Source organism: Sulfitobacter sp. S190, assembly GCF_025141935.1.
In the GTDB taxonomy this organism is placed as follows: domain Bacteria; phylum Pseudomonadota; class Alphaproteobacteria; order Rhodobacterales; family Rhodobacteraceae; genus Sulfitobacter.
The window spans coordinates 2,699,685-2,725,462 of record NZ_CP081120.1 but is presented as its reverse complement, the minus strand read 5'-3'; the positions used below and the strand labels follow the sequence as shown (position 1 = coordinate 2,725,462).

Here is a 25,778-nt window from a genome sequence, read left to right as displayed (position 1 = left end):
TCCTGTGGGTTTTTGTGCCAGTGTCGCGCTACGGTCGCGTGCTGTCACCTTGAGAAGGCGCAATGCGCCAATTGCATTGATGCGCGTTCCGCGCGGTTGTGTCTTTCGCGTTCTTGCACGCGTGCGCCGTGCGATCAATCGTCGGTGTGGCGCTGTCGGGCGGGGCCGCGGTAGCGTTCGGTCAGCGCATCGGGGACTTCGCTGCCATCGACCAGAAAGGGCAGGATGCCCTTGCGCAGCGAGGCTCCGCGCCCTGCGATGATCTGCGCATCCGAGCGCGTGACCCGTTGCGACATGCGCCGCCCCCATGCCGCCAGCATGTCGTAAAGGCGTGTCATCACCTCTGCGGGGGGATCGCCCTTGCACAGGTCAATGAATTCATCGGGATCGTTTTGCAGATCGAACAGGATCGGGCGCAGCCCGCCTTCGGCGTGGATGAGTTTGTAGCGCCCGTCGTACACCATGAAAAGCCGTGCGTCGCGGGGCGTCATCCCCAAAGCGGCGCAATGGGCTGTCCCCGAATAGTCGTATTCCGAGATGACATAGCTGCGCCAGTCGGGGTTTTCGCCCGCAAGCCACGGCAGCAGCGAGCGGCCTTCGACGATGTGGTCGGGCACCGCGCCGCCTGCGGCTTCGATGAAGGTGGCCGTCAGGTCGATGCTTTCGACCAAAGCGTCACAGGTGGTGCCGCGCGTGGCATCGGCCGTCTGGCGGGGGTCGCGGATGATGAGCGGCACCTTGACGGATTGTTCGTGAAAAAGCTCTTTTTCGCCCATCCAGTGATCGCCAAGGTAATCGCCGTGGTCCGATGTCAGCACGATCATCGTGTCGTCCATCGCCCCGGTCGCTTCGAGGTGGTCGAGCAGGCGGCCCAGTTGGTCGTCGCATTGCTTGATCAGACCCATGTAGGCGGGGATGACCTTTTCGCGCACATCGTCGCGCTGGAAGGCCTGACCGACCTTGCCTGACTGGTAGCACGCCAGCAACGGATGCGGGTTCTCGAGCTCGACCGCGCCGCGGCGGGCAGGGGGCACATGCGCGGGGCCGTACATATCGTGGTAGGGAGCAGGCACGATATAGGGCCAATGCGGTTTGATATAACTGACGTGGGCGCACCACGGCCCCGTTGCGCGGTCGATGAAGTCAATCGCCTGCGTGGTCAGCCACGGCGTTTCGGAATCCTCTTCGCGGATGTTGGCGGGTTTGTCGGCGTGCCGGAACATCCAGCCCGATGCAATCTGGTCGTCCGAGAGCCCTGCGTTGGCGTAATCGGCCCAGGGGTTTTCGCCGTCGTAGCCCTTGCACTTGAGGTATTCGTTATAGGGCGAGCGGTTGTCGTCGTAATAGCCGTCCGGCCCGTAGGCCCAAAGCCCATCGTCGCGGGCCCAGATGTCAAAACCGCATTCCGCCTGCCGGGCCCCGATGATGCTGTCGGCGCTGAGCCCAAGCCGCGCCATCCCGTCGGCATCCGCCTGCATGTGGGTCTTGCCGATCAGCCAGCACGCCATGCCTTCGCGGCGCAAATGGTCACCCAGCGTCTGTTCACCCACCCGCAGGGGAAAGCCGTTCCAATGCGCGCCGTGGCTGCTCGCATAGCGGCCCGTGTAGGTGCACATGCGGCTTGATCCGCAGATGGGCGACTGCACATAGGCGTTGGTAAAGCGCACGCCTTGCGCTGCGACACGGTCGAAATTCGGTGTCTTAAGATGGGGATGGCCCGCGCAACCGAGATAATCGAACCGCAGCTGGTCGTACATGATGAAGAGGATGTTCATGGCAGGGCTCCGCATGTGGTCGTGTCGGGCGCACCATGGCGCAGCATTCGGTGCCTGACCAGCAAAAGCGGCGTGACCCCAAAGCCGCACCTGACGCGCATCGGGCAGGGGCGGTCCGGTTCGAACTGGTGGCGGTGCGTCGGGCGCGGTAGGCAGAAGGCCGCTGGGGGGCGGATTAACAGGGAACACGCATGTTTCGATTCTTTGGAGCGCCCTTGCTGGCCTTGGCCACGGCATTTCTTGGCACCACATACACCGGTGCGGATGCGGGCGAGCGGACCAGACTGGGCCACGGCCGTTTGATGACGAATGACTACATCGGCGACGGCAACGACCGCTGGCGCACGGGGTCGTGGACGTCTTCACGAGTATGGGGACCGGCATGGGAAGGGCAGCTGCCGGACCGCTTCGGGGCACTCGTCGAATTGAGGCTGAGCGCCGAAATCATCGCGCCGCAGGACATCAACACACCCGCCGTGGGCGACCGGCCCTATGCGGGGCAACTGTCGGCCGGGGTGCATACGCATTTCCGCTGGCAGGGTATGGAGGCCGCCCTCGGGGGGGATTTGGTCGCGGCAGGATCGGCGACGGGCCTTGGAACCTTCCAGCGCGAGACACACGAGCTGCTGGGCATCCGCGTGCCGTCAGATGAAACGCTGGATGCGCAGATCAGTGATATCCGGCCCAGCGTCGTGGGCGAATTGGGGCGCGAACTGGCGCTGGGACAGAACATGCGGCTGCGGCCTTTCGTCGAAGGACGGGCGGGGGCCGAAACCATGGTGCGCGCCGGTTTCGACGTGACCTTGGGCCAGATGGGCCAAGCCGAGCTTTGGGTGCGCGAAAGCGTGACCGGCCACCGCTACCGCGTGATACAAAACAATGAATACAAAGGCTTCGCGCTGGTTGCAGGGGCCGACATCGCACATGTGACCGACAGCTACCTGCTGCCCGAAGAGGACGGTTTCGATCTGGTTGAAAGCCGCGAGCGGGCGCGTCTGGGCGTGCACTGGCAAGGCGACAGCGCATCGGCGTTCTATGGCGTGACGTATCTGGGCGAAGAATTCGAGGCGCAGCGCGAAGGGCAGGTTGTAGGGTCCATCCGGATCAATCTGAGTTTCTAACACGCTGTGTCGAACTCTGTTGTATTTGCAACAGTTTGGAACGCGTTGTTCATTCGGTGCTTCCCTGAACGAAATTCCGCTGCTACGGTTTTGCATAATAAAAAAGAATACTGAGGCAGGCGTAACAGGTATGGGAACGGGCTTTCGTGGCACGTTCGTTATCTCCTGGTCGCAAACGGAAATCGACGGTCTGGACGCAGCACCGGTGCAGAACCTCAACGTAGGGGCTGCCTGGGCATGGCGCGGAGACGCTATCCGAGTGGATGGCCCGTCGGACATATTGCGGCTGGACGAAGCGGACGGGGCAGAACAATTGCGCAGGCGCGCGGCACGGATGGTACACCGGTTGGTGGGGGCGGCGTTGGAACGCGATCCCACGCAAACCCGGCAGTTCGAGTCCGATGACGCGCAAGCGCCGCTCATGGACAACAGTTTTGTCGTCACCGACGGCGGCAAAAGCTATAGCGTGACACTGATCCATGTCGGGCGCGGCAGCCAGCCGCTACTGATGTTTCTCAACGAAATGCCGCCACGCAACTGTGATCTTTGGATCGTGCACCACACGCTGGGCGCGGGTGCCGACGCACGCGCGCAACCCAGCCAGAGCGGTGTCATCTGCTTTACCCCCGGCACGCTGATCCAGACACCGCAGGGGCATTGCCCGATCGAGGATTTGCGGGTTGGCGATCTGGTACAGACACGCGACAATGGCGCCCAGCCTTTGCAATGGATGGGCCATCGCCGGATGACAGGGGCGCGCCTTTTTGCGATGCCGCGCTTGCGTCCGGTCCGGTTTTCCGCGCGTGCATTGGGAAATGACGTGCCCGATCACGATTTGCTGGTCTCGCCCGAGCACCGCATGCTGGTCAAAGGTGACGTGGCCCGCAGCCTGTTCAACACGCCCGAGGTGCTCGTATCCGCAAAGGACCTGATCAACGGCACGACCATCACGGTCGATACGCAATCGCGCGAGGTGACGTATATCCACGTCCTGCTCGAACAGCACCAGATCCTGTGGGCAAACGGCGTCGAAACGGAGAGCTTTCATCCCGCATCTGCCGCCCTTGAAACGCTCGATGCGTCGGACAGGGCGCGTTTGCTGGGCGAATATCCCGATCTCGAATTCGATCCCCACACCTACGGCAGCTTTGCGCGGCGCACGCTTTCCGCGTCTGAGGCGGCCATTCTCGCGCACGCGGCCTGATCATGCCGCGCGTGACCGGATAAAGCTCAGCTGGCGGTATCCATACTGTCGATCAGGGTCTTGATGATGGACTTCGCGCTGTCGGAGGCCCAGTCCGCATCGCCGCGCAGACGCGCGATCTCGCGCCCCTCGGGGTCGATAAGCACGGTGATGGGCAGGCCGAAAATGCCCATCTGGCTGGCGAGTTCCTGTTTCGGATCCTGATGCCGGGGCAGGTTGGTAATGCCGGTTTCGGCAAAGAATTTCTGTATGCCCTGCGGTGAATTTCGGCCCGTTGCGATGGTCAGCACCTCGAAATTGTCGCCGCCGAATTCGGCCTGCAGTTCCGACAGATGCGGCATCTCCTTGCGGCACGGTGCGCACCATGTCGCCCAGAAATTCACCAGAACGTACTTGCCTTCGTAGTCGGCCAGCGTCGCGCGGCCGGCGTCATCGGCCAGATTGAAGGCGGCGGATGAGGTCGCCTTGGGCGTGTCGTGGACCGCCAGCTTTTTCATGTCGCCCGACCGCAGCGGCAGTATGGTTTCGGCGTCTGCCGCAAAGCTTGGGCTGGCCCCCAAAGCAAGGGCCGTGTAGATGGCAGCAATCAAACGTTTCTTCATGGGTCCCTCCGGGGGATAGACATATGACTGACAAAAGCTCCAACAAGATGTGGGGCGGCCGTTTTGCCGCCGGTCCTGATGCGATCATGGAGGCAATTAATGCCTCGATCAGCTTTGACAAGCGCATGGCGGCCCAGGATATCGAAGGCTCTCGTGCCCATGCAGCCATGTTGGCAGCCCAAGGCATTATAGAGCGTAACGATGCGGACGCCATACGGGAAGGGCTGCTCACGGTCTTGTCAGAAATCGAGGCGGGCACGTTTGCCTATTCGACCGCGCTCGAGGACATTCACATGAACGTCGAGGCGCGCCTCAAGGAGGTCATCGGAGAGCCCGCAGGCCGGTTGCACACGGGCCGGTCGCGCAATGATCAGGTCGCCACCGATTTCAAACTCTGGGTGCGTGACCAGCTTGATGCCGCAGAAAGCGGTTTGCTGGCGCTGATCCGTGCGCTTTTGACACAGGCAGAAGCAGGGGCCGATTGGGTGATGCCCGGCTTTACCCATCTGCAAACCGCACAGCCCGTCACATGGGGCCACCACATGATGGCCTATGTCGAAATGTTCGGCCGTGATCTGGGCCGTGTGCGCGATGCCCGCGCACGTATGAACGAAAGCCCGCTCGGTGCTGCGGCACTGGCGGGCACGTCCTTTCCCATCAACCGGGACGCCACAGCCGAAGCGCTGGGGTTTGACCGCCCCGCCGCCAACAGCCTCGATGCGGTCAGCGACCGTGACTTCGCACTGGAGTTTCTTGGCGCCGCAAGCATTTGCGCCATGCACCTGAGCCGTTTTGCCGAGGAGCTGGTGATCTGGTCCTCCGCGCAATTCCGCTTTGTGACCCTGTCGGACCGGTTTTCCACCGGATCGAGCATCATGCCGCAAAAGAAGAACCCCGACGCGGCCGAGTTGATCCGCGCCAAGGTAGGCCGCATTTTCGGGGCCAATGTCGCGCTGATGATGGTGATGAAAGGGCTGCCGCTGACCTATTCCAAGGACATGCAGGAAGACAAGGAACAGGTCTTTGATGCCGCCGACAACCTGATGCTGGCGCTTGCCGCGATGGAAGGCATGGTGCGCGACATGACCGGCAACCGCCACAATCTCGCGGCGGCGGCGGGTGCCGGTTTCTCCACCGCGACCGATCTGGCCGATTGGCTGGTGCGGGTGCTGGGGCTGCCTTTCCGCGATGCCCACCACGTGACCGGATCGCTGGTTGCGATGGCCGAAAAGCAGGGCTGCGATTTGCCCGATCTGACGCTGGCGCAGATGCAATCGGCGCACGCGGGGATCACCGATGACGTATTTTCAGTGCTTGGTGTCGAAAACTCTGTAAACTCGCGCATGTCTTATGGCGGTACGGCGCCCGCGCAGGTGCGCGCGCAGATCGACCGCTGGAAGGAGCGTTTGGCATGAAAAAGCTGATTTATGCGGTGTCCCTTGCCGGTCTGGCGGCCTGCGGTGTGGATGGTGAACCTGTGCAGCCCAGCGGGGGCGTGACGGTGGTATTGACCAATTCCGGATCCCACATCGGCGGCGGTGTCGGGCTGAGCCGTGGTCCGGTCACGCTTGGCGTCGGCTTTTGAGACTGGCCTTTGCCGCGCTGGCGCTTATGTCGCTGGGTGCATGTGAGCGTCCCGCCCCGCGCGAGCCCGCGCCCTCTACAACGCCGCCCGGCGTGGTGGTGACGGGCGAGGCGCGGGTGGGCGTCGTCGTAAGAGGGTTTTGATATGTCCGCCTTGAGGATTGTGTTTCTGGCGCTGGCCATTTGGGGTGCCATCCATCCGATGTACTATTTTGTCAGCTGGTTTCAGGCCAACGGCTGGGATCTGATGGCGATGGTTGATGCCTGGCACGTCAATGACGCGACCAGCGGGTTGGTGTGGGATCTGACGATTGCGGCGATCGCGCTGAGCGTCTGGATTATCGCCGAAGTTGCCACCCGGAGAAATTGGATTGCCCTGATTGCTATTCCGGCCACCTTCTGTATTGGAGTGAGCTGTGGTTTGCCGCTCTACCTTTTCCTGCGCTCAGCGCCCGTGAAGTAGGGCGGAATTGAGTTTAGAGGCAAGATGAAGCATGGACCATTTCCTGTACCGTGACGGCGCGCTTTATGCCGAGGACGTCGCAATTTCGGATATCGCAGCCCAGGTCGGTACGCCTTTCTACGTTTATTCCACCGCAACATTATTGCGTCATTTCCGCGCTTTCGATGAAGCTTTGGCGGGGATGGACCACCTGGTCTGTTATGCGATGAAGGCCAATTCGAACCAGGCCGTTTTACGCACATTGGCGCAGGCGGGGGCCGGTATGGATGTGGTCAGCGAGGGCGAGTATTTGCGCGCCAAGGCCGCCGGGGTGCCCGGTGACAAGATCGTGTTTTCCGGCGTGGGCAAGACGGCGCAGGAAATACGCACCGCGCTGACGGGCGGTATTCGCCAGTTCAATGTCGAATCCGAGCCCGAGATGGAAGTGCTGAACGCGGTTGCGGTCGAATTGGGTGCGGTTGCGCCCATCACCGTGCGGGTCAATCCCGATGTCGATGCCAAGACCCACGCCAAGATCGCCACGGGCAAATCCGAGAATAAGTTCGGCATACCGATCGCGCGGGCGCGCGAGGTTTACGCAATGGCGGCGGCGATGCCGGGCCTCAAGGTGATCGGTATCGACGTGCATATCGGGTCGCAGTTGACCGATCTGGCCCCGTTCGAGCTGGCCTACGAAAAGGTGGCGGAGTTGACGGCACAACTGCGCGAGGACGGTCACGAGATCACCCGGCTCGATCTGGGTGGCGGTCTGGGCATCCCGTACGAGACCGGCAATCAGGCACCGCCGTTGCCCAGTGATTACGGCGCCATGGTGCAGCGCACGCTTGGTCATCTGGGTTGCGAGATCGAGATTGAACCGGGCCGATTGATTGCGGGCAACGCGGGTTTGATGGTCAGCAAGGTCATTTACGTCAAGTCCGGTGAAGACCGTGAATTCCTGATCCTCGACGGGGCGATGAACGATCTGATCCGCCCCGCCATGTACGAGGCGCATCATGATATTGTGGCGGTGAAAGAACCTGCACCGGGCATTGAAAAGCAGCCCTATGATATTGTCGGGCCTGTATGCGAATCCGGCGATACCTTTGCAAGGCAACGGCTGATGCCGCCGCTGGCCGCGGGTGACATGGTGGCGTTTCGCAGTTCGGGCGCGTACGGGGCGGTCATGTCGTCGGAATATAATTCGCGACCCTTGATCCCCGAAGTGCTGGTTCACGAAGATCAATTCGCGGTTATCCGCCCACGCCCCACCTTTGACGAAATGATAAATCGCGATACCATCCCTGAGTGGCTCTGAACGCGATTGTGCGTTCGGCGCCGTCCCCATGAGGCAGCGCAGATGGTCCAGTTCACTCCCAATGATCTTTCCCGCACGATGTCCGACCTGCGGTGGCCGCGGCGTTGGACATGGCTTGGGATGGTAGCAGAGCACGCTGTACAGGCGTTCTGGCCGCTCTTGACGGTGCTGTTGCTGGCACTGGCGGCGGCGATGATGGGGGTGCACGAATCTGTGCCGGTCGAGGTGCTCTGGGCCTTGGGTGGCCTGACCTGCGCCGCGGTGTTGGGAACGCTTTTCTATGCCGCCCGCAGGTTCCGCATGCCGCGGCAGGTTGACGCACTGACGCGGCTGGACGCGAGTTTGCCCGGCCGTCCGATCACGGCCCTGATGGACGATCAGGCGATCGGTGCCGGCGATGACGCATCGATGGCGGTGTGGCGCGCGCACAAGCGGCGTATGGCAGAGCGTGCGGCGCGGGCCACTGCGGTGCCGGGCGATTTGCGGGTTGCGCGGCGCGATCCCTATGCCTTGCGCTATGTCGCGGTGCTGGCCTTTGGCATGGCGTTGCTGTTCGGGTCGATCTGGCGCGTCGGCACAGTGGCCGAAATGGCGGGCGGATCCACCGGGCCGCTGGCGAGTGGTCCGGTCTGGGAAGGATGGGCAGAGCCGCCGCGGTATACGGGCAAGCCGACGCTGTACCTCAATGATCTGGCTGCCGGAGATTTGCAGCTTCCTTTCGGAACGCTGATCACCCTGCGACTTTATGGCGAGGTCGGCGCCCTTGGTGTGCGCGAAACGGTTTCGGGCCGCGAGGTCGAGACCCAAGCGGACGCCCCCCCCCAGACCACGTTTGATTTCAAGGTCGGGCGCGATGGTGCCATTGCGGTTGACGGCCCCGGCGGGCGGGCATGGGACATCTCGGTGATTGCCGATGAGGCACCGCAGATCACCATAATCGGCGCACCCGAAGTCGCGGCCATCGGCGAGATGCGGCTGCCGTTCGCGGCCTCTGACGACTATGGCGTGGAGGCGGGCGAGGCGCGGATTTCGCTTGATCTTGCGTCAGTCGATCGGCGCTACGGGCTTGCGGTCGATCCGGAACCGCGTGCGGATGTGACCGTGCCGTTGCCGATGCCTATTGCTGGTGACCGCGCCGCTTTCGAAGAAAACCTGATCGATGATTTTTCCCAGCATCCTTGGGCGAACCTGCCGGTGACAGTGTCGATGACCGCGCTGGATGCGGCCGAACAGGTCGCACAGACGGCGCCGATGCAGATGGTTTTGCCGGGCCGGAGGTTTTTCGATCCGACGGCGGCCGCCGTGATCGAGATGCGCCGTGACCTGTTGTGGAGCCGTCAGAATGCGCAGCGCATCGCGCAGGTCTTGCGTGCGGTCAGCTATATCCCCGAAGATGCATTCCGCTCGGAAACGTCGGCCCTGCGCTTGCGGGCGCTGATCGAGCGGTTGGAGACCCGCGCCCGGTTCGGGATCGACGAAGAGGTGCAGGACGAACTGGCGCAAGAGCTTTGGGATTTCGCGCTGGAGCTTGAAATCGGTGATCTTGACGATGCCCGCGACCGGATGCGCCGTGCGCAGGAGCGTCTGAACGAGGCGATGAAGAACGGCGCGACCGACGAAGAGATCGCCGAGCTGATGCAGGAATTGCGCCGCGCCACCGAAGAATACATGCAGCAGCTCCAGCGCGAGCAGGCAGAGCAGCAGGACGGCCAGCAGCAACAGGGTCAGCAACAGCAGGGCGAAAGCATGCAGATGACGCAGGACGATCTGCAACGCATGATGGACCGGATACAGGAGCTGATGGAAGAGGGCCGCATGGCCGAGGCCGAACAGGCGCTGCGCGAATTGCAGGAAATGATGGAGAACATGCAGGTCACCGAGGGCCAGCAGGGCCAGGGTGGCCAGTCCGAAGGGGAACAGGCGATGGAGGGGCTCGCCGAGACCCTGCGCGAACAGCAGGGCCTGAGCGATCAGGCCTTCCGCGACCTTCAGGAACAATTCAATCCCGGCGCGCAGGCAGGCGAGAACGAAGGCAACGAAGGCCGCAATGGCGGGCAGGGCCGCGGCCAGAGCCATGAGGGCCAGCAAGGTCAGGGCGAGGGACAGGACAGCGAACAGCAGGGCCGCGAAGGCGGCGGCGGTGAACAGCGCCCCGGCGACGGACAGCAGGGCACGGAGCAGGGGCTTGCCGATCGCCAGCAGGCGTTGCGCGACGAGCTGCGCCGACAGGAAGGCCGGCTGCCCGGTCAGGGGACTGCCGAAGGGGATGCCGCGCGGGATGCGCTCGACCGCGCGGGCGACGCGATGGACGAAGCCGAACAATCCCTGCGGGAGGGCGATCTGCCCGAAGCCATCGACAACCAGTCGCAGGCGATGGAAGCACTGCGTGAAGGCATGCGGTCACTGGGTGAGGCAATGGCGCAGGAGCAGCAGCAGAACCAGCAGCCGGGTCAGGGCACCCAGCAAAGCGACCGGCGTGCCGACAACCGCGATCCGCTGGGCCGTGAACAGGGTACGAACGGGTCGACCGGCAGCGATGCCGAGGTGGAGCTGAACGATGATGCCTACGGGCGCGCGCGCGAATTGCTGGACGAGATCCGCCGCCGCTCGGGTGAACAGGCCCGTCCCGAAGTCGAACGGGACTACCTGAACCGGTTGCTTGATCGTTTCTAGGACACCGGCGCCCGGCAAGGCCGCCTATTCGGTGGCGTCCGGGGCGGTATCGCCGTTGGGCGCGCTGCGTTCGGCCATGCCGTCGAGCGATTGCAACACGCCGCGCACCCGCTCATCCAGCCACAGACGCCCGGCGTTGACCGTCTCGACGTAGCTGTCGAGAACGGGGGCCAGTGCGGGCACCGCCTCTGCCAGCCGCGGCGCAAGCATATACAGAATGGTCAGCACGATCGCGACAAGCAGCACGGTCATGAACCCCGTGCGAAAGCCACGGCGCTTGCGCTGGCGGGTCGGTGCTTCGATCGGGATTTCGTCGGCATTGGGGCCCGTGCGGCCCGCACCGCTGCTGAGCGATGAATTGATTTCCTCGATGTCGGGCAGGAGATCACGGCGCGAGCCGAGTGCGGCCGCGCTTGCCGCGGCTTCGGCCTGTGCATCAACGGCCGGGTCCTGACCGCGCATCCGGGCCATACGCTCGCGGGCTTCGCGCGCCCGGCGGTCGGCTTCGTCCTCGGGTTCCTGCGGGTCGAGACCCAGTTCGGTTTGCGTCTCCAGCCCGCTTTCGGCCTCGCGCGCGCGGCGACGGGCTTCCTGCTCGGCCTCGGCCTCCTGTCGCAGGATATCGGCCACGGCGGGGTCCAGCTGCTTGCGTTCGGGTGCCTGTGGCGGTGCGGGTGGCGGTGGCGGCGGGGCGACCTCTTCGTCCTCCTCGGGCGGCGGAGGCGGGGCCATCACGTCTGTGTCGTCTTCCTCGGGGTCATGATCGGGATGATGCTGGAACCATGTCTTGCCACAGTTCGAGCACTGCACATCCCGGCCGGTATCGGGCATGACTTCGTCAGGCACCTCGTACTGCGCGTCGCAGTTCGGACAGATCAGCCTCATTTTCTACCCAGCCCCATCGGATTAACCCCCGCTTTGATCGTTAACGAATAGCATATGTACTAGGACACGTCCCGAAAAGTGCAAACTGCGCCCAATGCGTTTGTGTAGCGGATTGAAACCCAAGCGCGGCTCAGGCACAACAGGCCAAACAAGGGGACGGGGCGGCGCGTGATCGATCTGGACAATGTGGCCTATAGTTACGGCGGCGGAGAATTGCTGTCGGATATCTCGCTCAAGCTGGCGGCGGGATCGTTCCATTTTCTGACAGGGCCGTCTGGGTCGGGCAAGACCACCCTGATGAAATTGTGCTACGGGGCGTTGTTGCCCACCGCGGGGCAGGTGCGGTTGTTTGGCAATGACGTGCGTGCGCTGGACCGAGACGACGTGGCGATGGTGCGGCGGCGTGTCGGCGTCGTGCATCAGGATTGCCGGTTTCTGGATCACTTGCCCGTCGCCGAGAACATCGCGTTGCCGCTGCATGTGTCGGGGCGCAGCAGCGAAGCGTTGGGCGAGGATCTGCAGGATCTGATGCACTGGGTCGGTCTGACCGACCGGGCCAATGCCACCCCGCCGGAACTCTCGGGGGGCGAGCGGCAACGCGCGGCGCTGGCCCGCGCTGTCATCATGTCGCCCGATGTGGTGTTGGCGGACGAACCAACTGGCAACGTCGATTGGGACATGTCGCAACGGTTGCTGCGGCTTCTGGTCGAGCTGAACCGCATGGGCAAGACGGTCCTTGTGGCCACGCATGACCTGAGCCTGATCCGTGCCACGAAATCACATGTACAGGCGCGGGTTCTGCGCATTGCCAACAGGCGCATCCAATTGGCCGGAGCGGACCTGTGAAGGGGGTGCGCCACAGCCTGCGCCGTCTTCTTGCCCATGACGGACAGGCAGACAGGGTCGTTCCGCCCTCGGGGTTTACGGCGCAGCTGACGCTTTTTGCGGCAGGTGCGATGGCGTTTCTGGCGGTGTTTGCATTGGCGCTGTCGCTGGCATCGGGGCGTTTGGCGCAACGGTGGGGCGATGAGCTTGCCCGTTCTGCCACGATCCGCATCACCGCACCCGAAGACCAGCAGCAGGCACAGACCGATGCTGCGCTGCGCATCTTGCAGACCACCGGCGGGGTGGCCACGGCCCGCGCCCTGAGCGACGAGGAACAACAGGCGTTGCTGGCCCCGTGGTTCGGTGCGCAACTCGCGCTCGACAGTTTGCCGGTGCCCCAGTTGATCGAGGTGATCGAGACTGCGGACGGCATGGATACAGCGGGTCTGCGGCTGCGGTTGGCGGCCGAAGTCCCCGGCGCGGTGTTGGATGATCACAGCCGCTGGCGTGCGCCGCTGGTGCGCGCGGCCTCGCGGTTGCGGATGTTGGGGTGGGTCGCGATCGTGCTGATCGGGGCGGTGACGGCGGTGATGGTGACGCTGGCGGCCAACGCGGCACTTTCCGCCAACGCGCAGGTCATCGCGGTGCTGCGGCTCGTGGGGGCGACGGACGATTATATCGCGCAGGCCTTCATCCGGCGTTTTACCATTCGCGCGCTGATCGGAGCGGCGATCGGCATGGTGCTGGGCATGGTTGCCGTCACGTTGCTGCCGCGTGGCGGCGATGAAGCGGCAAGTTTTCTGACCGGTCTGGGGTTTCAGGGCTGGCACTGGCTGCTGCCACTGGTTCTGCCGCCGCTGGCGGCATTGGTCGCCTTTGCCGCCACCCGTACCGCCGCGCGCCGCACCTTGGGAGAACTGACATGAATATCCTGCAATGGATCCGGTCGATCCTGTTTTCGACCAATGCGACCCTGGCGATGCCGATTATCGGACTGGCCTACGCGCCTTGGGCGATGGTGTCCAAACGCGGGGCATACGCGGGGTGCCGGGCCTATGCGACTTACGTGATCTGGTGCGCACGCTGGATGATCGGGCTGCGCTGCGAAGTGCGGGGCACGCCCCCCACCACGGAGGCGCTTGTCGCCGCCAAGCACCAGTCGTTTCTGGACATCATGATGATCTACAACGCGCTGCCGGCGGCCAAATTCATCATGAAGAACCAACTGCGCTGGGCGCCTGTTCTCGGCCAATACGTGCGCAAGATGGAAATGATCTTTGTTGACCGCGGCAAGCGGGGCGCGGCGATCCAGCAGATGGTCGACGAGGTCGAGGCCGGTCGTCGCGAGCCGGGGCAGCTGGTTATCTATAGCCAGGGGACACGGGTGCGGCCGGGGTTGAGCGCGCCCTACAAGGTTGGCACTGCGGTGTTGTACGAACAGCTCGACCAGCCGTGTTATCCGGTGGCCACCAACGCAGGCGTCTTCTGGCCCCGCCGCGGGCTTTACCGCAGGCCCGGTGTGGCGGTCGTGGAATTTCTCGACCCCATTGCGCCGGGTGTACCGCGAGCCGACTTCATGGAGCGGCTGGAGCGCGAGGTGGAAACCGCCTCCACCGCTCTGCTGGAAGAAACCGGTGTTGCAGATGAATATGCGCAGGATTGACGATATCGCGGCGCTGGAGGCGCTCTACGGCACGCCGGGGGCGGCATCGCTGGAGAAAGTTGCGGATCATCTGACGCCGCTTTACCGCAAGTGGATCATGGCATCGCGGCTGTGTGTCCTGAGCACCGTCGGCCCCGAGGGCACGGACGGCAGCCCCCGCGGGGACGATGGCCCTGTGGTACTTGAGCTTGACCCGAAAACGCTGGCGCTGCCCGATTGGCGGGGCAATCAACGGCTCGATACCCTGCGCAACATTGTGGCGGACGGGCGCGTGTCGCTGATGTTCATCGTGCCGGGGTCCAACAATGTGGTGCGGATTAATGGCCGCGCGTGGCTGACCGATGACGCCGAATTGCGCGCGCGGTTCGAAAAGAAGGGCCGACAGCCCGCGACCGTGGCGATCATCGAGATTGACGAGGTTTACAGCCAGTGTGCGCGTGCCCTCATGCGGGCGGGCACGTGGAGCGGAGACCCCGCGCCCCTTGATCTGCCGACGGTGGGCCAGATCCTCGCAGAGGTCAGCGCTGGTGCGGAAGGCGGCGCAGACTATGACGCGGCGTGGGGCGCGCGCGCATCAAAGACGATGTGGTAGGTCAATCCGCCTGAATTTCGCCATCTTTTTCTGTTATGGAAACAATGAAGCAGAACAGAAGGTGCAAGCATGGAGCAGATTGCAGATTTCCTGATGGCAATGGGCGCGCAGGCCAAGGTCGTCGCGACCGCGCCGTTTGATCCCAAAATGCGGATATTTTCGCTGTATCTGGTGACATCGGCGTTGATTGCGTTGGGGGTCTATCTGGCGCTCAGGCGCCGCGGCGAGGACCGTGACGGGTCATTCTTGCGCTTCCTTTTTCCCAGACGCGTGTGGAGCAAGTCTTCGGCCTGGCTGGATCTGCGGTATTTCTTTTTCCACCGGATGACGGGGCATTTCGTGCTGTTGGGGCTGGGCACCTGGGCGACAACGCTGTCCTACCGCTGGATCACGGGCACGTCGCTGATGGTATCGGCGCTGGACAATCCCATTCCGCCACTGGCCGATCTGGGTGCCGCTGTCGCATTCATGCTCGTGGCAGCGCTGGTGGCGGATTTTCTGGGTTTTTTCCTGCATTATCTGCAGCATAAGTCACCGCTGTTGTGGCAGTTCCACAAGGTCCACCACAGTGCCGAAGTCATGCACCCGGTGTCCAATTTCCGCGAGCATCCGATCGACAATCTGGTCTATATCGTGGTGATCAGCTTTGGCTACGGGGCGGTCATGGGCGGGGCCACGTGGCTGTTCGGGTTCACGCCCAGCATGCCGACCCTGCTGGGGGTGCCGCTGATGAATTTCTTGTTCAACGTGTCGGGGTACAATCTGCGCCACAGTCATGTCTGGCTGCGCTGGCCGGGCCGGTGGTCGGCGATCTTTCCGTCGCCCGCGCACCACCATGTGCATCACAGCTGCCACCCCGATCATATCGACAAGAATTTCGCCTTCATGTTCCCGTTCTGGGATGTGCTGTTTGGCACCTACCACATGCCCGAAGACGACCGTGACGTGAAATTCGGCATCGGGGGCGAGAACGAGGGCGAGTTGAATACGGTTTGGGAGCTTTATGCTGTGCCGTTCCGTGACGCGTGGCTGCATCTGCAAGGCAAATACGACTGGACCAATGGCACCCGCACGAAGGGCGATGCGGCAGCGCCGGAAACACCCGACCAAACCGCGGTAACCCCTGCAGAATAAAGCAAAAACGGGGGGACAGGCCCCCCGCTTTGCACTTCTTTACCGCGCTTGCGGATCACATGTGGATCGGACCGTCCCCACAGGCCAGTGCGGCTTCGCGCACGGCTTCGGAGTAGGTCGGATGCGCGTGGCAGGTCATGGCCAGATCCTGCGCGGAGGCGCCGAATTCCATCGCGACGCAGACCTCGTGGATCAGATCGCCCGCAGCGGGGCCGATGATGTGACACCCCAGAATGCGGTCGGTTTCCTTGTCCGCGAGGATTTTGACAAAGCCGTCGCCCGCGAAATTCGCCTTGGCCCGCGCGTTGCCCATAAAGCTAAACTTGCCCACCTTGTAGGCGCGGCCCTCGGCTTTGAGGCTGTCTTCGGTGGCACCGACATTGGCGACCTCCGGGTGGGTATAAATCACACCCGGAATGACGCCGTAATTCACATGCCCGTGCTGGCCCGCGATCTGTTCGGCGGCGGCCATGCCTTCGTCTTCGGCCTTGTGGGCCAGCATCGGCCCCTCGATCACGTCGCCGATGGCGTAGATGCCGGGCACCGAGGTCTGCCATTTGTCGTTGACCTGTATCTGGCCACGATCGGTCATTTGCATGCCCAAATCGTTAACGCCCAGTCCGTCCACAAAGGGTTTGCGCCCCGTCGCGAGCAACACCGCGTCGGCGTCCAGCACGTGTTCGCTGTCGTCTTTGCGCAGTTTGTAGGTGATCTTGGCCTTGCCGCGTGCGGTTTCGGTCTTTTGCACCGCAGCGCCCATGACGAATGTAAGACCCTGTTTCTTTAGCATTTTCTGGAAGGTCTTGGAAACTTCGGCGTCCATGCCGGGGGTGATGTGGTCGAGGAATTCAACGACCGTCACCTCGGCGCCGAGACGGGCATAGACGGAGCCAAGCTCGAGCCCGATGACGCCCGCGCCGATGACGACCATTTTCTTGGGCACCTTGTTGAGTTCAAGCGCGCCGGTGGAGCTGACCACCGTTTTCTCGTCGACCTCGACACCGGGCAAGGACGCGGGTTCGGAGCCCGTCGCGATGATGATGTTCTTGGCCTCATGCACGTCATCGCCGACCTTCACGCGGCCTGCCTCCGGGATGGTGGCCCAGCCCTTGATCCAGTCTATCTTGTTCTTTTTGAAAAGAAATTCGATGCCCTTGGTGTTTGTGTCGATGGTGGACTGCTTGTATTTCTGCATCTGCGGCCAGTCGACCGAGGGGCTTTTGCCCTTGAGACCCATTTCCGCAAAATTATGTTCGGCCTCGTGCAGCATATGGCTGGCGTGCAGCAGTGCCTTGGAGGGGATACAGCCCACGTTGAGGCAGGTGCCGCCGAGCGTGTCGCGCCCTTCGACGCAGGCGGTTTTCAGGCCCAGCTGGGCACAGCGGATGGCGGATACATAGCCGCCGGGGCCGGATCCGATAACGATGACATCATAGCTCGACATGGAAGTCTCCTTGGGCAAATTCGCGTGTCACACACTGTGCACAACCTGTACACAGCCCGTGCACGGCGTCGTCATAACAGCGCCGACACCAATATAATCAGTGTGGCGCCAAAACCTACCATCCAGATCAGCGACCGCCAGGGGCGCAGACCGTAGGCGTAGGCGGGGATGTAGCACAGCCGCGCAGCCAGATAGACCCAGGCGCAGGCGGCGGTGAGCGCGCTGTTCTGGCCCGACATCTGGATCACACCGACGGCGATGGCAAACAGGATCAGCGCTTCGAAGTGGTTGTCGAAGGCGCGGCCCAGACGGGCGGTGACCGGCGCCATGTCACGCGAGGGGGGGCGGTCGCGCGCCGACGACGTGTAGCCCGGCCCCAGATCGCGGTTGGCGGGGACGGCGTAGGCCACGAATTGCGCATATTGCAGCAAGGCAGCCAGTGCCAGCGCGGTGAGTTCCGGGGTCATCAGGCGGTGGTCACGAAATGGTAGCTGCTGTCTGACACGGTGCCCGCGTCATCGCCGCTGAGCGCGTCGGAGCGATCGATCCAGGCCTGTGCGTGGGCGCGGTTGTTCACCGACAGCAGCGCATGCGCGCGGGTGCCGTCATCGGGCCCGCGCCACAGTTGCAGCACCGTCAGCCCAGCTTGCGTGCGGGCTTCGTGATCGGCGTCCCACGCGCTGCGCCAGCGGTCAAAGTCCGAAACGGTGAAATGGCAGATCAGTTGCATGGGCTATCCCTTTCAAAGCGCGACGAGGTAGAGCGAGACCGTCGCCACGAAACCGACCGTCCACGCCAGCGAGCGCAGCCCTTTGATGCCAAACGCGTAGGCGGGCAGATAGACGATGCGCGCGATCAGGAACGCGATGGCGGCGAGGCGGCTTGCGGGGGTCGAGGCATCCAGCGCCACGATCAGCAGCACGGCGGGGGCAAAGAGCACCATCGCGGTGATCGAATTGCCCATTGCGCGTTCCACACGGCCCGATACGCCGGTGGCCACGCGCCCTTCGTCGCGGGCGGACATCAGGTAGGTGATGCCGAATTGCCCCAGCGCACCGGTGGCCTGCCAGACGATGGTCAGCAGCACCAGAAGCGCGTAGGCGATGAGAGCTTGGGGTTCGGTCATGGGCAGTGCCTTTTGGAAAGCGGGGCGCGGGGGGGTGCCCCCGCCCCGGTGATATTACAGGTCCATCAGCAGACGGCGGGGATCTTCGAGGGCTTCTTTCACGCGCACGAGGAAGGTCACGGCGCCTTTGCCGTCGACGATGCGGTGATCGTAGCTGAGCGCGAGGTACATCATCGGGCGGATGACGACTTCGCCGCCGATGGCCATGGGCCGGTCCTGGATCTTGTGCATACCGAGGATGCCCGACTGCGGCGGGTTGAGGATGGGCGAGGACATGAGCGAGCCGTAGACACCACCGTTGGAGATGGTGAAGGTACCGCCCTGCATTTCGGCCATCGACAGTTTGCCGTCGCGCGCCTTGGCGCCTTTTTCGGCGATCGCCTTTTCGATATCGGCAAAGGACATGGAATCCGCGTCACGGATGACCGGCACCACGAGACCCGTGGGCGTGCCCGCGGCGATCCCCATGTGCACGAAGTTCTTGTACACGATGTCGGTGCCGTCGATTTCGGCGTTGACCTCGGGCACTTCGCGCAGGGCGTGGCAGCAGGCCTTGGTGAAGAAGGACATGAAGCCCAGTTTCACGCCATGCTTTTTCAGGAACAGGTCTTTGTATTCGTTGCGCAGGGCCATCACCTCGGTCATGTCGACCTCGTTGTAGGTGGTGAGCATCGCGGCGGTGTTCTGGCTGTCCTTGAGGCGCTTGGCGATGGTCTGGCGCAGGCGCGTCATCTTGACCCGTTCTTCGCGGCTGGCGTCATCGGCGGTGACGGGCGCGCGCGGTGCGCTGACCGGTTGCGACGCGGCGGCGGGGGCGGATTTGCCCGCTTCGAGCGCCTTTGCCACGTCCTCTTTCATGACCCGGCCATCGCGGCCCGAGCCGGTCACCTGATCGCGGCTGATGCCGGCTTCGGCCATGGCTTTTTTGGCGGACGGCGCGTCTTCGACGTCCTTGCCCGCGCTGTCAGATGCCGCGGCGGCGGGGGCGGGGGCCTCTTCGCTGGCGGGGGCGGAGGCGGCAGCGCCGGACCCCGATGCGATCACGGCGAGTTTGGCGGAGGCCTCCACGGTGCTGCCTTCCTCGGCGAGGATTTCCGTGAGCGTGCCTGCGGCGGGCGCGGGCACTTCGACGGAGACCTTGTCTGTTTCAAGCTCGCACAGCATTTCGTCCTGCGCGACGGTATCGCCGACCTTCTTGAACCACGTGCTGACGGTCGCTTCGGTGACGCTTTCGCCCAAGGTGGGAACCATCACGTCAACGGACGCACCGCCGCCCGTGTCGCCGGAGGTGTCGGCGGCGGGGGCCTCTTTCTTGTCTTCCTTGGCCTGCTTGGCCGGTTTGGGTGCATCGTCAGAGCCGGAGGCGCTTTCGGACACGGTGGCCAGCAGCGCATCGACGCCGACGGTTTCGCCTTCGGCGGCGACGATATCCTGCAGGGTGCCTGCCACGGGGCTGGGCACTTCGACGGTGACCTTGTCGGTTTCCAGCTCGCAGAGCATTTCGTCGACGGCAACGCTGTCGCCGGGTTGTTTGAACCATGTGGCCACCGTGGCTTCGGTGACGGATTCGCCCAGTGTGGGCACGCGGACTTCGCTACTCATGGGGTCAGGATCCTTTGATTGTGAGCGCGTCATTCACGAGCGCGGCTTGTTGTGCTTTGTGCTGCGATGCCAGGCCCGTGGCGGGCGAGGCGGCCGTGGCGCGGCCTGCATAGTCGGGGCGGGTGTGTTTGGCGCCGATACGGCCCAGCACCCATTCGATGTTGGGCTCGATGAAATTCCACGCGCCCTGGTTTTTCGGTTCTTCCTGGCACCAGACCATCTCGGCGTTCTTGAACCGCTCCAGCTCCTTGACCGCGGATTGGGCGGGGAAGGGATAGAACTGTTCGAACCGCATCAGGTAGACATCGTCGATGCCGCGCTCGTCGCGTTCCTCGAGCAGATCGTAATAGACCTTGCCCGAACACATGACCACGCGCTTGATCTTGTCGTCGGCCACGAGCTTGGTGTCGGAGTTGCCCTGCTGCGCGTCGTCCCACAGCACCCGGTGGAAGCTGCTGCCGGTCTGGAATTCCTCGGCCGTGGACACGGCGAGTTTGTGGCGCAGCAGCGATTTGGGCGTCATCAGCATCAGCGGTTTGCGGTAGTCGCGGTGCAGCTGGCGGCGCAGGATGTGGAAGTAGTTGGCCGGTGTGGTGCAGTTGGCCACGATCCAGTTGTCGCCGCCGCACATGGTCAGGAAGCGTTCGAGCCGTGCGGAGGAGTGCTCGGGCCCCTGACCTTCGTAGCCGTGCGGCATCAGGCACACGAGCCCCGACATGCGCAGCCATTTGCTTTCGCCCGAGGAAATGAACTGGTCGAACATGATCTGCGCGCCGTTGGCGAAATCGCCGAACTGGGCTTCCCACAGGGTCAGCGCGTTGGGCTCCGCCAGCGAATAGCCGTATTCGAAACCCAAAACCGCGTATTCCGACAGCATGCTGTCGATGACTTCGTATTCGGCCTGACCCGCGCGGATGTTGTTGAGCGGGTAGTAGCGTTCCTCGGTTTCCTGATTGATCAGCGCGGAATGGCGTTGGCTGAACGTGCCGCGGGTGCTGTCCTGCCCTGACAGGCGGACCTTGTACCCTTCGGTTAGCAGCGAGCCGAAGGCCAGCGCCTCGGCGGTGGCCCAGTCGAACCCTGTGCCGCTTTCGAACATCTTGGCCTTGGCGTCCATCAGGCGGCCCACGGTTTTGTGGATCGGATAGCCTTCGGGGACCTTGCTGAGGGCGTTGCCCACTTCGGTCATGGTTTCGGGTTTGATGGCGGTGGCACCGCGCTGGTACTGGTCGCCGTTTTTGTCCAGATGCGACCACTTGCCATCCAGCCAGTCGGCCTTGTTGGGTTTGTAGTCCTTACCGGCCTCGAATTCATCGTTCATGCGGGCCTGGAACTGGGCCTTCATGTCCTCGATTTCGCCCTCGGGGATCAGCCCGTCCTTGACCAGACGATCGGTATAGAGCGTCAGGGTGGTCTTCTGTTTCTTGATCTTCTTGTACATCACCGGGTTGGTGAACATCGGCTCGTCGCCTTCGTTGTGCCCGAAGCGGCGGTAGCAGATCAGGTCGATCACCACGTCCTTGTGGAACTTCTGGCGGAATTCGGTCGCCACTTTGGCGGCGTGCACGACCGCCTCCGGATCGTCGCCGTTGACGTGGAAGATCGGCGCTTCGACCACCAGCGCGTTGTCGGTGGGATAGGGCGAGGAGCGCGAGAAATGCGGTGCGGTGGTAAAGCCGATCTGGTTGTTGACGACGATGTGCATCGTGCCGCCGGTCTTGTGACCGCGCAGCCCCGAAAGCGCGAAACATTCCGCCACGACGCCCTGACCCGCAAAGGCCGCATCACCGTGCAGCAACAGCGGCATGACCGCGGTGCGGTCGCTGTCGCCCAGCTGGTCCTGCTTGGCGCGCGCCTTGCCCAGCACCACGGGGTTCACCGCTTCGAGGTGGGAGGGGTTGGCCGTGAGGCTGAGGTGCACCGTGTTGCCGTCAAAATCGCGGTCCGAGGAGGCCCCGAGGTGGTATTTGACATCACCCGATCCGTCGACATCTTCGGGTTTGAAGCTGCCGCCCTGGAATTCGTTGAAAATCGCCTTGTAGGGTTTCTGCATCACGTTGGCGAGCACAGACAGGCGACCGCGGTGCGGCATGCCGATGACGATATCGCGCAGGCCCAGCGTGCCGCCACGCTTGATGATCTGCTCCATCGCGGGGATCAGCGACTCGCCGCCGTCGAGCCCGAAGCGTTTGGTGCCCATGTATTTGACGTGCAGGAATTTCTCGAAACCTTCGGCCTCGACCAGCTTGTTCAGGATCGCCTTGCGGCCCTGTTTCGTGAACTGGATTTCCTTGCCGTAGCCTTCGATCCGTTCCTTGAGCCAGCCGGCCTCTTCGGGGTTGGAGATGTGCATGTATTGCAGCGCGAAGGTCCCGCAGTAGGTCGATTTCAGGATGCCCAAGATCTGGCGCATCGTCGCGATTTCGAGCCCCAGCACGTTGTCGATGAAGATGGGGCGGTCCATGTCCGCTTCGGCAAAGCCGTAGGTTTTCGGGTCAAGTTCGGCGTGGGTCTGCATTTCGCGCATGCCCAGCGGGTCGAGGTCGGCCGCAAGATGCCCGCGGATGCGGTAGGCGCGGATGATCATCAGCGCGCGGATGCTGTCCAGCACGGCGCGTTTGATCTGGTCGTCACTGACCTCGACGCCTTGCGTCTTGGCTTTCTCGGCGATCTTGCCGCCCGCGGCCTTTGCCTCGACCGGCCATTCCCCGGTCAGCGCCGCCGTCAGGTCATCGCCCGGAACGGGGGGCCAGTCGGACCGCGCCCAGCTCGGGCCATCGGCCTCGGCCTTGACCTGTTTTTCCTCGTCACCCAGCTGGCGGAAGAATTCCTGCCAGCTTTCGTCGACCGCCGAAGGATCGTTGGCGTAGCGGGCGTACATCTGTTCGAGGTATTCCGCGTTGTGCCCCTGCATGAAGGAAGAGGCGTGGAACTGGTCGTTGGCTGGGTGGTCGGTCATGGCATTCTCCAGTGGGAGTTTAGCGGCAGTTGATCAACGAGTTGCCCGATCCGGCGAGATCTATGCCGGATCGGGCGGTTGCGGACGCTGAGGCAAAATTCAGGTCTTTAGCTGCGTCGGCTTCAGACGCGGAGAGACTTACGCCCGTGTCCAAGTGCAAGACGGGCCATCTCTTGACGCTGTTCGCCCGGACGAAGGCCGGGCATTCCCCGACCGCCCCCATGGGCGGGGAATTCTTCCCCACCCTCGGTCGGGGAATGCCCTTCGTGGCAATATCCGAGCGCAGCGTCACGACTAACCCTTCTCGATCGCCTCTTTCACGGCCTCGCCCAGCGTGGCGGGGCTGTCGGCGACGACGATGCCTGCTTCGCGCATGGCTTCGATCTTGCTTTCGGCGTCGCCCTTGCCGCCCGCGACGATGGCGCCCGCGTGGCCCATGCGGCGGCCGGGAGGGGCGGTGCGGCCCGCGATGAAGCCCGCGGTGGGCTTCCAGCGGCCTGCTTTCTTCTCGTCGGCGAGGAATTGTGCCGCTTCTTCTTCGGCGGTGCCGCCGATTTCACCGATCATGATGATGCTCTGGGTCTCGTCATCGGCAAGGAACATTTCCAGCACGTCAATGTGTTCGGTCCCCTTGATGGGGTCGCCGCCGATGCCCACGGCCGACGATTGGCCGTAGCCGAGATCGGTGGTCTGTTTCACGGCCTCGTAAGTAAGCGTGCCCGAGCGCGAGACAACCCCGCAGGTGCCGCGTTTGTGGATGTGGCCGGGCATGATGCCGATTTTGCAGGCATCGGGCGTGATGACACCGGGGCAGTTTGGCCCGATGAGCCGCGATTTCGACCCTTCGAGGGCGCGCTGGACGCGCATCATGTCAAGCACCGGAATGCCTTCGGTGATGCACACGATCAGCTCCATTTCCGCATCGATCGCTTCGAGGATCGAATCCGCCGCAAAGGGGGGCGGCACGTAGATGACGGAAGCATTCGCTTCGGTCACGTGCATGGCTTCGTGCACGGAGTTGAAGACCGGCAGATCCAGATGGGTTTGCCCGCCTTTGCCCGGTGTCACGCCGCCGACCATCTTGGTGCCATAGGCGATGGCCTGTTCGGTGTGGAACGTGCCCTGCGAGCCGGTGAGGCCCTGACAGATCACTTTGGTGTTTTCATCTACGAGTACGGCCATTGGTCTTCCTTTTTGTTGTCTTCGGGGCGGGCTGGGATGGCGCCGCCGTGCGTTGTTTTGTCCCCCGTCAGGAGGAGATGGTTATTCTGCCATCGTCGAAAAGCGACGGGCCCTTGTTTCGGACGCCGACGCTGCAGATCAGGCCGGTGCCGGCCCCCTGGACGAGCGTGATGCTCGCCCGGTCGACGCCGAGGATGGGGTAGGAGGTGTAGGTGGAAAAGCTGGTCTTGTAGGTTTGTGGCATGCCGAAACGGCCGGATGCCGCGATCGCGGCACGGCGTGCGGCGGTGTCGGGGGGCGTGACGCAGAATTCCTCGAAATAGGGCTTGGCGATTGCCACGGGGTCACCGGCGGCAGCGGCAGGTACCGGTTGCGTCAGGGGTTTCGCGGCCGCGGAGGGGTGCACCGCTTGCGGCCCCTTGCGCACCTCGAGATCGGTCGGGCCACAGGCGGCGAGCGCGAGGGCGGGCAGGCACAGAAGAAGGCGGTTGATCATGTCACGCTCCTCCTGCGGCTGAGCGTGCCGAAAGGATGATGGCCACCGCGAACATCAGCGGGATGCCCAGCTCGCCCACTTCCTCGATCACGGAAATCAGGTTGTTGAGGTCTTCGCTCACCGTGATGCCGAAGGGTTCGAGTTTGCGGGCCAGACCGTCGATGGCCTTGTAGACGCCGATGAAGAGCACGCCCAGAAGGGTGGCCGCGGCGGCGGGGCTGCGGGCGGCCAACCCGCGGATGAACCGCCCGGTTTCGCGGCGCAGCAGGATCAGGCAGGTCAGGATGATCGCCAGCAGGATCGCGGCGGAGATCACCAGTTCGACAGGGCCGACGGTGTCGCCGGTGTATTGGCGGGCCTTGAGCAGTCCTTCGGTAAAGGGGGCCTTGTCGAGATCAAGCTCGCGCCCCGCAAACAGCGCCAGCAGCACCACGAAATACCAACGCCGTGCGACCTCGGCCAGGGGCCAAAGCACGAAGAGCAACGCGATGCAGATGGCGTAGCCGATGACCGACAGCGTCTCGACCGGGCCGCCTTCGGTCAGCAATGTTTTCTGCGTGGCCAGCGGCAGGGCGGCAATCATGGCCATCACGGCAAAAACCGCCACGGCGCTCCAGAGCACCAGACGCCCGCCGGTGCGGGGGGCATGGGTGGTCGCGGCGGTCATTGCACAGGCTCCGCCAGCGGGTCGAGCCGTTCGACGTTGAGATAGGTTTCAACACCATCGGGGCCGGGCCGCGTGCCGACCTGCACCACCGCGATGCGCGTGGGGTTCAGCTGCCGGGCGGCGATGAAAGTGGTCCCGGGTTGGGCCGCGAAATCGGCGGGCACGTCGGCGGGGGTGTCGATACCTTCCTGCGCGAGCCCGGTGGTGACGCCCTCGATGCCGGTCTGGATATGCGCGCCGTCAAAGGCGACCTCGCAGCGCCGGTCGGTGCCGGGCGTGGCAGCGCGGCCCGTTGCGGGCGAGGGATCGGCGGAGGAAAAGGGCCGCGTGTCGTAAAAATCGACGCGGGCAGGGGCCAGCCGGTCGGCCGCTGTGGCCGCCGTCAGGAAGGGTGAAAAACAGTGATCGGCGAAGGCGCGCGCGGCAGCTTGCGGATCGGCGCAGGCCACAACCGGCGCACCGATCGCGAGTGTGCAACTCACCA

At 63.5% G+C, this 25,778-nt stretch carries 25 protein-coding genes; 12 read left to right on the top strand and 13 right to left on the bottom strand.

All coding sequences use genetic code 11. The annotated features are described in order from the left end of the window. Window positions 1-134 precede the first annotated feature (134 nt). On the bottom strand, window positions 135-1,775 hold the full coding sequence (locus K3756_RS13670) for a sulfatase-like hydrolase/transferase (RefSeq protein ID WP_259988279.1): 1,641 nt from the start codon (window positions 1,773-1,775) through the stop codon (window positions 135-137). 191 nt (window positions 1,776-1,966) lie between these two features. On the opposite strand from K3756_RS13670, the gene K3756_RS13665 reads away from it, so the two are divergent. Further along, a complete protein-coding gene (locus tag K3756_RS13665; protein WP_259988277.1) occupies window positions 1,967-2,896 on the top strand; it encodes a lipid A deacylase LpxR family protein in 930 nt (309 codons plus the stop codon). A gap of 130 nt (window positions 2,897-3,026) precedes the next feature. Continuing rightward, window positions 3,027-4,100 (top strand): Hint domain-containing protein, encoded by a 1,074-nt coding sequence (locus tag K3756_RS13660; RefSeq protein WP_259988275.1) that lies wholly within the window; start codon window positions 3,027-3,029, stop codon window positions 4,098-4,100. A gap of 26 nt (window positions 4,101-4,126) precedes the next feature. Here the strand turns inward: K3756_RS13660 and K3756_RS13655 are convergent, their stop codons facing one another. Further along, window positions 4,127-4,702: a TlpA disulfide reductase family protein gene (locus K3756_RS13655; protein WP_259988273.1), complete on the bottom strand. Its 576-nt coding sequence runs from the start codon at window positions 4,700-4,702 to the stop codon at window positions 4,127-4,129. Between the two features lie 23 nt (window positions 4,703-4,725). Here K3756_RS13655 and argH point away from each other — a divergent pair, with 23 nt between their 5' ends. From argH to K3756_RS13630, 5 genes are all read left to right on the top strand, one after another. Further along, window positions 4,726-6,117, top strand: coding sequence for an argininosuccinate lyase (argH, locus tag K3756_RS13650; RefSeq protein ID WP_259988271.1), 1,392 nt, complete (start codon window positions 4,726-4,728; stop codon window positions 6,115-6,117). Then, window positions 6,114-6,287 (top strand): hypothetical protein, encoded by a 174-nt coding sequence (locus tag K3756_RS13645; protein WP_259988269.1) that lies wholly within the window; start codon window positions 6,114-6,116, stop codon window positions 6,285-6,287. The genes argH and K3756_RS13645 overlap by 4 nt, the downstream gene beginning before the upstream one ends. 144 nt (window positions 6,288-6,431) lie before the next feature. Beyond that, on the top strand, window positions 6,432-6,749 hold the full coding sequence (locus K3756_RS13640; protein WP_259988267.1) for a DUF2834 domain-containing protein: 318 nt from the start codon (window positions 6,432-6,434) through the stop codon (window positions 6,747-6,749). 31 nt (window positions 6,750-6,780) lie between these two features. Then, window positions 6,781-8,046 (top strand): diaminopimelate decarboxylase, encoded by a 1,266-nt coding sequence (gene lysA, locus K3756_RS13635; RefSeq protein WP_259988265.1) that lies wholly within the window; start codon window positions 6,781-6,783, stop codon window positions 8,044-8,046. A gap of 42 nt (window positions 8,047-8,088) precedes the next feature. Further along, window positions 8,089-10,719 (top strand): TIGR02302 family protein, encoded by a 2,631-nt coding sequence (locus K3756_RS13630; protein WP_259988263.1) that lies wholly within the window; start codon window positions 8,089-8,091, stop codon window positions 10,717-10,719. 24 nt (window positions 10,720-10,743) lie between these two features. Here K3756_RS13630 and K3756_RS13625 read toward each other — a convergent pair whose 3' ends face one another. After that, window positions 10,744-11,604 (bottom strand): zinc-ribbon domain-containing protein, encoded by an 861-nt coding sequence (locus K3756_RS13625; RefSeq protein ID WP_259988261.1) that lies wholly within the window; start codon window positions 11,602-11,604, stop codon window positions 10,744-10,746. A gap of 168 nt (window positions 11,605-11,772) precedes the next feature. Between K3756_RS13625 and K3756_RS13620 the strand changes: the two genes are divergently transcribed. From K3756_RS13620 to K3756_RS13600, 5 genes are all read left to right on the top strand, one after another. Further along, complete coding sequence (locus tag K3756_RS13620; protein ID WP_259988258.1) at window positions 11,773-12,450, top strand: cell division ATP-binding protein FtsE; 678 nt, start codon at window positions 11,773-11,775, stop codon at window positions 12,448-12,450. Further along, the gene (locus K3756_RS13615) at window positions 12,447-13,355 is read left to right on the top strand and encodes an ABC transporter permease (RefSeq protein ID WP_259988256.1); all 909 of its coding nucleotides are present in this window, start codon (window positions 12,447-12,449) and stop codon (window positions 13,353-13,355) included. The genes K3756_RS13620 and K3756_RS13615 overlap by 4 nt, the downstream gene beginning before the upstream one ends. Beyond that, entirely contained in the window at window positions 13,352-14,092 is a 741-nt protein-coding gene (locus K3756_RS13610; protein WP_259988254.1) for a 1-acyl-sn-glycerol-3-phosphate acyltransferase, read from the top strand. The genes K3756_RS13615 and K3756_RS13610 overlap by 4 nt, the downstream gene beginning before the upstream one ends. Then, window positions 14,079-14,684 (top strand): pyridoxamine 5'-phosphate oxidase family protein, encoded by a 606-nt coding sequence (locus K3756_RS13605; RefSeq protein ID WP_259993564.1) that lies wholly within the window; start codon window positions 14,079-14,081, stop codon window positions 14,682-14,684. The genes K3756_RS13610 and K3756_RS13605 overlap by 14 nt, the downstream gene beginning before the upstream one ends. 69 nt (window positions 14,685-14,753) lie before the next feature. Beyond that, window positions 14,754-15,818 carry a sterol desaturase family protein gene (locus K3756_RS13600; RefSeq protein WP_259988252.1) on the top strand — a complete coding sequence of 355 codons (1,065 nt, stop codon included), beginning with the start codon at window positions 14,754-14,756 and terminating at the stop codon, window positions 15,816-15,818. 55 nt (window positions 15,819-15,873) lie between these two features. On the opposite strand, the gene lpdA is transcribed toward K3756_RS13600, so the two are convergent. The 10 genes from lpdA to K3756_RS13550 form a co-directional block, all read right to left on the bottom strand. Then, a complete protein-coding gene (gene lpdA, locus K3756_RS13595; RefSeq protein WP_259988250.1) occupies window positions 15,874-17,262 on the bottom strand; it encodes a dihydrolipoyl dehydrogenase in 1,389 nt (462 codons plus the stop codon). A 71-nt stretch (window positions 17,263-17,333) separates the two neighbouring features. Continuing rightward, on the bottom strand, window positions 17,334-17,729 hold the full coding sequence (locus K3756_RS13590) for an MAPEG family protein (protein WP_259988248.1): 396 nt from the start codon (window positions 17,727-17,729) through the stop codon (window positions 17,334-17,336). After that, the gene (locus tag K3756_RS13585) at window positions 17,729-17,992 is read right to left on the bottom strand and encodes a hypothetical protein (RefSeq protein WP_259988246.1); all 264 of its coding nucleotides are present in this window, start codon (window positions 17,990-17,992) and stop codon (window positions 17,729-17,731) included. Before K3756_RS13585 ends, K3756_RS13590 begins: the two co-directional genes overlap by 1 nt. Window positions 17,993-18,004: 12 nt before the next feature. Then, window positions 18,005-18,388 (bottom strand): MAPEG family protein, encoded by a 384-nt coding sequence (locus K3756_RS13580; RefSeq protein WP_259988244.1) that lies wholly within the window; start codon window positions 18,386-18,388, stop codon window positions 18,005-18,007. A 54-nt stretch (window positions 18,389-18,442) separates the two neighbouring features. Then, the gene (gene odhB / locus K3756_RS13575; protein ID WP_259988242.1) at window positions 18,443-19,990 is read right to left on the bottom strand and encodes a 2-oxoglutarate dehydrogenase complex dihydrolipoyllysine-residue succinyltransferase; all 1,548 of its coding nucleotides are present in this window, start codon (window positions 19,988-19,990) and stop codon (window positions 18,443-18,445) included. 4 nt (window positions 19,991-19,994) lie between these two features. Beyond that, a complete protein-coding gene (locus tag K3756_RS13570) occupies window positions 19,995-22,949 on the bottom strand; it encodes a 2-oxoglutarate dehydrogenase E1 component (RefSeq protein ID WP_259988240.1) in 2,955 nt (984 codons plus the stop codon). Between the two features lie 294 nt (window positions 22,950-23,243). Further along, window positions 23,244-24,131: a succinate--CoA ligase subunit alpha gene (gene sucD / locus K3756_RS13565; protein WP_259988239.1), complete on the bottom strand. Its 888-nt coding sequence runs from the start codon at window positions 24,129-24,131 to the stop codon at window positions 23,244-23,246. A gap of 67 nt (window positions 24,132-24,198) precedes the next feature. Then, window positions 24,199-24,627, bottom strand: coding sequence for a hypothetical protein (locus K3756_RS13560; protein ID WP_259988236.1), 429 nt, complete (start codon window positions 24,625-24,627; stop codon window positions 24,199-24,201). A 1-nt stretch (window position 24,628) separates the two neighbouring features. Then, entirely contained in the window at window positions 24,629-25,294 is a 666-nt protein-coding gene (locus K3756_RS13555; RefSeq protein ID WP_259988234.1) for a hypothetical protein, read from the bottom strand. After that, window positions 25,291-25,776, bottom strand: coding sequence for a succinyl-CoA synthetase subunit beta (locus tag K3756_RS13550; RefSeq protein ID WP_259988232.1), 486 nt, complete (start codon window positions 25,774-25,776; stop codon window positions 25,291-25,293). Before K3756_RS13550 ends, K3756_RS13555 begins: the two co-directional genes overlap by 4 nt. Window positions 25,777-25,778: the final 2 nt, after the last annotated feature.

Coding starts and splice junctions, on each gene's coding strand:
- K3756_RS13570 (WP_259988240.1), bottom strand. CDS start 22,949: ATGACCGACCACCCAGCCAACGACCAGTTCCACGCCTCTTCCTTCATG.
- argH (WP_259988271.1), top strand. CDS start 4,726: ATGACTGACAAAAGCTCCAACAAGATGTGGGGCGGCCGTTTTGCCGCC.
- K3756_RS13600 (WP_259988252.1), top strand. CDS start 14,754: ATGGAGCAGATTGCAGATTTCCTGATGGCAATGGGCGCGCAGGCCAAG.
- odhB (WP_259988242.1), bottom strand. CDS start 19,990: ATGAGTAGCGAAGTCCGCGTGCCCACACTGGGCGAATCCGTCACCGAA.
- K3756_RS13605 (WP_259993564.1), top strand. CDS start 14,079: ATGCGCAGGATTGACGATATCGCGGCGCTGGAGGCGCTCTACGGCACG.
- K3756_RS13670 (WP_259988279.1), bottom strand. CDS start 1,775: ATGAACATCCTCTTCATCATGTACGACCAGCTGCGGTTCGATTATCTC.
- lysA (WP_259988265.1), top strand. CDS start 6,781: ATGGACCATTTCCTGTACCGTGACGGCGCGCTTTATGCCGAGGACGTC.
- K3756_RS13580 (WP_259988244.1), bottom strand. CDS start 18,388: ATGACCGAACCCCAAGCTCTCATCGCCTACGCGCTTCTGGTGCTGCTG.
- K3756_RS13665 (WP_259988277.1), top strand. CDS start 1,967: ATGTTTCGATTCTTTGGAGCGCCCTTGCTGGCCTTGGCCACGGCATTT.
- K3756_RS13590 (WP_259988248.1), bottom strand. CDS start 17,729: ATGACCCCGGAACTCACCGCGCTGGCACTGGCTGCCTTGCTGCAATAT.
- lpdA (WP_259988250.1), bottom strand. CDS start 17,262: ATGTCGAGCTATGATGTCATCGTTATCGGATCCGGCCCCGGCGGCTAT.
- K3756_RS13555 (WP_259988234.1), bottom strand. CDS start 25,294: ATGACCGCCGCGACCACCCATGCCCCCCGCACCGGCGGGCGTCTGGTG.
- K3756_RS13640 (WP_259988267.1), top strand. CDS start 6,432: ATGTCCGCCTTGAGGATTGTGTTTCTGGCGCTGGCCATTTGGGGTGCC.
- K3756_RS13645 (WP_259988269.1), top strand. CDS start 6,114: ATGAAAAAGCTGATTTATGCGGTGTCCCTTGCCGGTCTGGCGGCCTGC.
- K3756_RS13610 (WP_259988254.1), top strand. CDS start 13,352: ATGAATATCCTGCAATGGATCCGGTCGATCCTGTTTTCGACCAATGCG.
- K3756_RS13630 (WP_259988263.1), top strand. CDS start 8,089: ATGGTCCAGTTCACTCCCAATGATCTTTCCCGCACGATGTCCGACCTG.
- K3756_RS13655 (WP_259988273.1), bottom strand. CDS start 4,702: ATGAAGAAACGTTTGATTGCTGCCATCTACACGGCCCTTGCTTTGGGG.
- sucD (WP_259988239.1), bottom strand. CDS start 24,131: ATGGCCGTACTCGTAGATGAAAACACCAAAGTGATCTGTCAGGGCCTC.
- K3756_RS13625 (WP_259988261.1), bottom strand. CDS start 11,604: ATGAGGCTGATCTGTCCGAACTGCGACGCGCAGTACGAGGTGCCTGAC.
- K3756_RS13585 (WP_259988246.1), bottom strand. CDS start 17,992: ATGCAACTGATCTGCCATTTCACCGTTTCGGACTTTGACCGCTGGCGC.
- K3756_RS13660 (WP_259988275.1), top strand. CDS start 3,027: ATGGGAACGGGCTTTCGTGGCACGTTCGTTATCTCCTGGTCGCAAACG.
- K3756_RS13560 (WP_259988236.1), bottom strand. CDS start 24,627: ATGATCAACCGCCTTCTTCTGTGCCTGCCCGCCCTCGCGCTCGCCGCC.